Origin of the sequence: Hubeiibacter jixunmingi (assembly GCF_041928215.1) — a bacterium.
Lineage (GTDB): Bacteria > Pseudomonadota > Gammaproteobacteria > Pseudomonadales > Moraxellaceae > Acinetobacter.
Genome location: NZ_JBHFHK010000089.1, coordinates 1 through 6,452, shown reverse-complemented (window position 1 = coordinate 6,452; position 6,452 = coordinate 1). Strand labels below are relative to the sequence as shown.

Annotated in this window: 8 protein-coding genes; 5 read left to right on the top strand and 3 right to left on the bottom strand. The window is 39.1% G+C overall.

Going from position 1 to position 6,452, the window contains the following annotated elements; all coding sequences use genetic code 11:
• Positions 1–263: 263 nt before the first annotated feature.
• From ACEYX7_RS10255 to orn, 3 genes are all read right to left on the bottom strand, one after another.
• Positions 264–1,073: an enoyl-ACP reductase FabI gene (locus ACEYX7_RS10255; RefSeq protein WP_374805327.1), complete on the bottom strand. Its 810-nt coding sequence runs from the start codon at positions 1,071–1,073 to the stop codon at positions 264–266.
• Positions 1,074–1,231: 158 nt separating this feature from the next.
• Positions 1,232–1,963, bottom strand: a complete 732-nt coding sequence (locus tag ACEYX7_RS10250) for a Bax inhibitor-1/YccA family protein (RefSeq protein WP_374900539.1) — start codon at positions 1,961–1,963, stop codon at positions 1,232–1,234.
• Positions 1,964–2,281: 318 nt separating this feature from the next.
• Complete coding sequence (orn, locus tag ACEYX7_RS10245; protein WP_374805323.1) at positions 2,282–2,839, bottom strand: oligoribonuclease; 558 nt, start codon at positions 2,837–2,839, stop codon at positions 2,282–2,284.
• A 130-nt stretch (positions 2,840–2,969) separates the two neighbouring features.
• Here orn and rsgA point away from each other — a divergent pair, with 130 nt between their 5' ends.
• From rsgA to ACEYX7_RS10220, 5 genes are all read left to right on the top strand, one after another.
• Entirely contained in the window at positions 2,970–4,031 is a 1,062-nt protein-coding gene (gene rsgA / locus ACEYX7_RS10240; protein ID WP_374805321.1) for a small ribosomal subunit biogenesis GTPase RsgA, read from the top strand.
• Positions 4,032–4,156: 125 nt separating this feature from the next.
• Positions 4,157–4,564 carry a rhodanese-like domain-containing protein gene (locus ACEYX7_RS10235; RefSeq protein WP_374805320.1) on the top strand — a complete coding sequence of 136 codons (408 nt, stop codon included), beginning with the start codon at positions 4,157–4,159 and terminating at the stop codon, positions 4,562–4,564.
• Positions 4,565–4,574: 10 nt separating this feature from the next.
• Positions 4,575–4,835 (top strand): glutaredoxin 3, encoded by a 261-nt coding sequence (grxC, locus tag ACEYX7_RS10230; RefSeq protein ID WP_374807126.1) that lies wholly within the window; start codon positions 4,575–4,577, stop codon positions 4,833–4,835.
• Between the two features lie 80 nt (positions 4,836–4,915).
• Positions 4,916–5,371, top strand: a complete 456-nt coding sequence (gene secB, locus ACEYX7_RS10225) for a protein-export chaperone SecB (protein ID WP_374805317.1) — start codon at positions 4,916–4,918, stop codon at positions 5,369–5,371.
• 126 nt (positions 5,372–5,497) lie between these two features.
• On the top strand, positions 5,498–6,331 hold the full coding sequence (locus ACEYX7_RS10220; protein WP_374805316.1) for an SIR2 family NAD-dependent protein deacylase: 834 nt from the start codon (positions 5,498–5,500) through the stop codon (positions 6,329–6,331).
• The last annotated feature ends 121 nt before the right edge of the window (positions 6,332–6,452 follow it).

Sequence of the window (6,452 nt, the reverse complement as noted above, 5' to 3'; positions counted from 1 at the left end):
TGCCTGCACAATATGGTGCTATTTTTGCCCATTGGGCATCAGTAAGTGTTAGTCTATTCATATAATCAGAATAAATGATTTTCTTTGTATGTCAACACACCCTAATTGATATGTTGTTTTTTCCAAAATCTATTTATAAAGAAAAGCCAAATCATGTGTTAAAGACTTGGCTTTTTCTTAATATACATTGATAAATCATAATGATTACAATAGTCGTGTTACGCTATCGCTGATAACGACCTACAATCACATATACAATAAAATTAATCTTGCGTATCGTTCATTAATTCTGGGCTCATACCTACCGTATTAAAGCCCGCATCAACATATAGAATCTCACCTGTAATACCCGATGCCCATGGTGAACACAAGAATAATGCTGCATTACCCACTTCTTCAATGGTGACATTACGTTTGAGCGGTGCGGTTTTTTCATTGGCATCTAACATTTTACGGAAAGATTTGATACCACTGGCTGCCAAAGTACGAATTGGACCTGCGGAAATACCATTAACACGGATGCCTTCCTGACCCAAGCTTGATGCCAAATAACGTACACTTGCTTCCAAAGATGCTTTTGCCAAGCCCATGACATTATAATTTGGCAAGACACGTTCTGAACCTTGATAAGTCAAAGTTAATAAACAGCCTTGGCGTGCTGCCAACAATGGACGCGCCGCTCGAGCCATGGCGATAAAGCTATAGCTACTGATATCGTGTGCGATTTTAAAGCCTTCACGGCTAGTAACTTGGGTAAAATCACCATCCAAGGTTTCAGCAGGGGCAAAGCCAATGGAATGAATCACTCCGTCCAAGCCATCCCAATATTGGCTTAAATCAGCAAAAGTTTGCTCGATTTGGGCATCATCAGCAACGTCACAAGCAAAGACCAGATTTGAGCTAAATTGGCTAGCAAATTCGTCCACACGCTTTTTTAGTTTATCGTTTGGATAGGTAAAAGCAAGTTCTGCACCTTCACGGTGTAAGGCTTGGGCGATACCATAAGCGATGGATAATTTACTGGCAATCCCAGCGATCAAAAAGCGTTTACCTGTTAATAGACCTTGTGACATTTTTCTACATCTCACTAAAAATATTGCCTATCATGGCAAATTTTTTCCATTTTGCACATTGCATAAAATGACTTTAACAAAATTATAACGCCAATATTAGCTAAAAAAACGCCCTAAATTTTCATCTAGGGCGTTTTGAGTTAGAGCGATACAAAATATTAGTCGTCGCTTAACATACCGATTAAGCGTAAGAATGAAATATACATCCAAACCAAAGTCGCCAATAATGCCACACCGCATAACCATTCAAATGATTTTTCTGCACGTTGTGCTGCAGCATTTTCGATCAAATCAAAATCCAAGATTAGATTTAGAGATGCAATGATCGCAACAAAAGCCGCAAAACCAATACCTAAAATGCCACCTTCAAATAAGCCAGGGATTGAGCTACCAAACGCCAATACCATCACCCATTGAATCAAGAATACTGCCATAATAGCGAATGTCGCACCGATGACTATTGCTTTAAACTTCTCTGTTGCACGGATGATGCCTGCTTTATACAAACCTAACATTACGCCAGTAGTCACGAAAGTCGCCAACAACGCTTTGGTTGCGATGCCTGGATAACGCATCTCAAAAAACATCGTGATACCACCAAGTAATGCGCCTTCGAATAATGCATAAGGGATTGCAAGCGTTGGTGCTAGATAGCTTTTGAATGTCATGACCAAGCCTAAGATCAAGCTACCAATCATACCGATGAGCCAGCTTGCGGTAGCTAATCCCATATTGTTGGTACTATGTGCAATAAGATAAACAGCGATACCGACTACAGCAGCAACACCAGTAAGTAATAATGATTTTTGAATAGCACCTTCTACAGTCATTGGATGACCATAGTTTGTGCTGACCTCTGCACGAGTAAGAATAGGATTGCTACTTTGCATCTTCGTTCCTCTTAAAATGACCAAGTAAAAGCGATTGGTCTATATTTCCAAAACTGACTATTTAAGGTGGCTTTTCCAAACCACGACCAAATGCCAAATAAAATTCACTCAAAAATAAACATTCATCATCAAAACTTTGCTGGTGTAAGTTTAGTTTTTAATCAGAAGTTTCTCTAAAAGAGAATTTAGCAAAAAATCAATTTATTGCAAGCTTTTTAACAATTTTCAGGTATTTATTGATAATTATTTACAAAATTATCTATTTTACCCTTTTAGTCAAGACCTAACACCAGATATAAATAGCCACAAAAATATCTTTTAGTCAGGCATTCTGAAAAAATATTCGCGATAGTATTTCAATTCACGGATTGAATCACGAATATCGTCCATTGCCAAATGCGATGCACCTTTCTTCAAGTCTTGCATAATTTCTGGACGCCATCTTTTTGCCAATTCTTTAATAGATGACACATCAAGATTGCGATAATGGAAAAATTGCTCTAATTCTGGCATCAAACGATGCATAAAACGACGATCTTGGCAAATTGAATTACCACACATTGGCGATGCTTTGGCGTCTACCCATTTTTTCAAAAATTGTAAAGTTTGTTGCTCGGCATCTTGTACAGACAGCTGGCTACGACGCACACGCTCCACCAAACCCGACTGACCATGCTGACGAGTATTCCATTCATCCATCGCATTTAATACCGTGTCTGGCTGATGGATAGCAAGCACTGGACCTTCTGCTAAAATATTTAAATTTACATCGGTGACGATAGTTGCGATTTCGATAATTTTATCATTATCTGTATCCAACCCCGTCATTTCTAAATCAATCCAAATCAGGCGTGTTTTTGGGTTATTGTCAGTCATTAAAAAATCTCATCTTTAGCTAAGCGAAAAATACAATCTTAATCATTGCATAAAAGTCAGGCTATATTAGCAAATTTTCGATGATTATGCTATTTTACACTTTCGACTGACATTTATTCTCTATTCATCTATGGCTCTTATTCGCAAACGCAAACTCACTGAACAACAACAACGTCGTATCGAAAAGCAACAGCAAAACCGACAGCAAGAGTTTGATCATAGTTTGGATTTGGAAGGCTTGGTTGTACAGCATTATGGTCGCCAATTAGAAGTTGAAGTCCGCTCTTTGCCATCAGTTCCGCCTACTGCACCGCAAGCCATCGAAGGTGAGCCAGAACCGTTTTGGCGTGAGATTATCGTTGGTGAAGTGTGGCGTTGTCATACCCGAACCAATTTAGATGCGTTAGTCACAGGCGATAAAGTCACTTGGCAAGCCGATCCCAATACAGGCTTAGGTATTATTACCGCACTACATCCACGTCAGTCCTTACTCAGCCGTCCCGATCGTTATCATAAGCTTAAACCTGTAGCATCGAATGTAGATTTGATTGTGATTGTCTTTGCGGTGATGCCTGAGCCGTCGGCAATGCTGATTGATCGTTATCTGGTCGCATGCCATAGTGCTGATATTCAGCCGTTATTGGTACTCAACAAAGCCGATTTATTGGCTGATGATGATAGTGCTTTGAAATTATTAGAAGATTATCAAAAACTGGGTTATGACACATGTATTTGTGAAGCCCATGCAAATAACGACAGTCCTTATCATCCAAAATTTTTGATCGAAAAAATTGACAATCGTACTGTGGTCTTTGTGGGGCAATCTGGTGTAGGAAAAAGTTCAATTATCAATACATTATTACCCGATGCCGAACAACGTACTAATATTATTTCCGAAAATTCAGCTCTTGGACAACACACAACCACTTCGACACGTCTAATGGCATTTGGCGACAATGGAGCTTTGATTGATTCTCCAGGTATTCGTGAGTTTGGTTTGTGGCACTTGGATCGTGAGCAAATTTTGGCAGGTTTTCGCGAAATGCAAGACTATTTTGGCTTATGCAAATTCCGTAACTGTACCCATCAACATGAAAAAGACTGTGCTTTGCGTCAAGCAGTCGCTGATGGCAAAATCCTATCTAGACGCTTAGATAGCATGAATCGCTTACTGAATGAGTTAAACGCATAGCATTAATATTTTGGAACATCCAGTGAAATAAGTATAATTTACGCTGATTTCACTTGATTTTTACTTTATGAATACCATATATCGGTTTATACTAATCTAATTTTTGAAAATGACTTGGGTGTACTGTGCAACGTTGGTTTGAGTTTATGGGAAATCATCCCATCTTATTTGGTATTTTAGCAGCACTGATTGTATTATATATCGTGTTAGAAAGTCGTCGCAGTGGTGCAAAAATCTCACCACAATCTTTGGGTATTTTGACCAAATCTCAAAATGCAATGCTGATCGACTTACGTGACGCAGGTGACTTTAAGCAAGGTCATATTAGCGGTAGCAAAAATATTCCATACAGCAAACTAGATCAACATTTGGAAGAGTTAAAATCTTCTGAACGCCCACTGATTTTTATCTGCAACATGGGTCAGGTTGCAGGTAGTGCCATTCAAAAAGTAGGTCATGCCAACAGCTATCGTCTAGATGGTGGTATCTTGAATTGGAAAAGCCAAGGCTTACCGCTAATCAAAGCGAAATAAGGAGCAAAATATGACTGTAAAAGTAAAATTATACACCACACCGACTTGCCCGTACTGCATTCGTGCCAAGCAACTATTGCAACAAAAAGGCATTGCATTTGACGATACTGATCTGACTACTGAAGACAGTTCAGTGCGTGCAGAATTGACCGCACGCACTGGTCAGCGTACTGTGCCATATGTTTTCGTTAATGATCAATTTATCGGTGGCAGTGACGATTTGCACGCTTTGGCACGCACCGGCGAGCTCGATAAATTACTTTCTGCTTGATACACTATTTTCACATACCGATGTTTAGCAACATATCGTTAATCTCGGGATTTACTTAAACTGCTTGATAGGATATAACCATGAGCGAACAAGAGAATGCCCCACAAGGTCAATTTGCCTTAGAACGTCTATATTTAAAAGATGCTTCTTTTGAAATTCCAGGCGCAGAAGTGTTTACCCAACAATGGGATCCAGAATTAGACATTAACTTAAAATCAACTGCAGAACAGCTTGATCCGACACACTTTGAAGTCGCAATCAAAGTTGTTGTTACTGCAAAAAATGCTGGTGACACTGCGTTTATCGTCGATGTAACTCAAGCTGGTATCTTCTTGGTAGATAGCGTTGAAGAAGATCGCCTACCTTATTTATTGGGTGCTTACTGCCCAAGTATTTTATTCCCATTCTTGCGTGAAGCTGTGAATGAGTTTGTCACTAAAGGTAGCTTCCCACAATTGTTATTGAGCCCAATCAACTTCGATGCTGAGTTCGAAGCAAACATGGCTCGTATAGCACAAGAAACAGGCAATGCTTAATCTGTGATTGCACTGTGATAAATACGCTACTTCCGAGTGGCGTATTTTTTTGTCTATCGTTTACGCATTGCAAGTATGGTTTAGTTTTGATATTTTGGCATGATTAAGTATTTGGAAAAGGCAACAATGCAAAAATCTACAATCGATAACAATACAGCTTTGAAAATTAAACGCTTACTACAAGACGCCGATGGCTTATTGATTTGTGCTGGTGCTGGGATGGGCGTGGATTCGGGCTTACCTGATTTTCGTGGTAATCAGGGTATGTGGCAAGCCTATCCTGCTTTGGGTAAAAAGCAATTAGACTTTACCCAAATCGCGAATCCTGCTGCATTTGAACTAGAGCCACATTTGGCTTGGGGTTTTTATGGTCATCGTTTGGATTTATATCGTAAAATTGACCCACATCAAGGTTTTGAGCTGATATTAAATATGGCTCAGCAGCTTGATTTAGACTATTTTGTGTTTACATCAAATGTAGATGGACAATTTCAGAAAGCTCGATTTGATGCAGATAAAATCTATGAGTGTCATGGTTCAATTCATCATTTACAATGTTTAAATAACTGTAAAAATGAGATTTGGTCTGCAAAAGATTTAGAACCCAATATTGATACTGAACGATGCCATTGGCAAGGTGATCTACCAACTTGCCAACGTTGTGGAGCTTTGGCTCGTCCGAATATTTTAATGTTTGGTGATTGGAATTGGTTAAATACCCGACAAAAGCAACAGCAACACGCTATGCAAGCATGGTTAAAGCACAAAAATCCTGTCGTGATTGAAATCGGTGCAGGTACTGCCATTCCAACGGTAAGACATTTTAGTGAACAATTTAGTCCAAATGTGATTCGGATTAATTTACGTGATTCACATTTTAGCCATAGCAAATCAGGCATCAGCCTTGCCAGCACTGCAGAACAAGGTATGCAGTGGATCACACAGATTATTAATTCTTAAAACTTATTTAAATCAGCCTATAAACATCAAAAATCCATATATAGATTAGGGCGTGTTGACAATTAACGCAAATTGATTATTGTTGCAGCCAGATAGATATTAGCAGCAAAAGATTCATCGG

Coding starts and splice junctions, on each gene's coding strand:
- ACEYX7_RS10255 (WP_374805327.1), bottom strand. CDS start 1,073: ATGTCACAAGGTCTATTAACAGGTAAACGCTTTTTGATCGCTGGGATT.
- ACEYX7_RS10250 (WP_374900539.1), bottom strand. CDS start 1,963: ATGCAAAGTAGCAATCCTATTCTTACTCGTGCAGAGGTCAGCACAAAC.
- orn (WP_374805323.1), bottom strand. CDS start 2,839: ATGACTGACAATAACCCAAAAACACGCCTGATTTGGATTGATTTAGAA.
- rsgA (WP_374805321.1), top strand. CDS start 2,970: ATGGCTCTTATTCGCAAACGCAAACTCACTGAACAACAACAACGTCGT.
- grxC (WP_374807126.1), top strand. CDS start 4,575: ATGACTGTAAAAGTAAAATTATACACCACACCGACTTGCCCGTACTGC.
- secB (WP_374805317.1), top strand. CDS start 4,916: ATGAGCGAACAAGAGAATGCCCCACAAGGTCAATTTGCCTTAGAACGT.
- ACEYX7_RS10220 (WP_374805316.1), top strand. CDS start 5,498: ATGCAAAAATCTACAATCGATAACAATACAGCTTTGAAAATTAAACGC.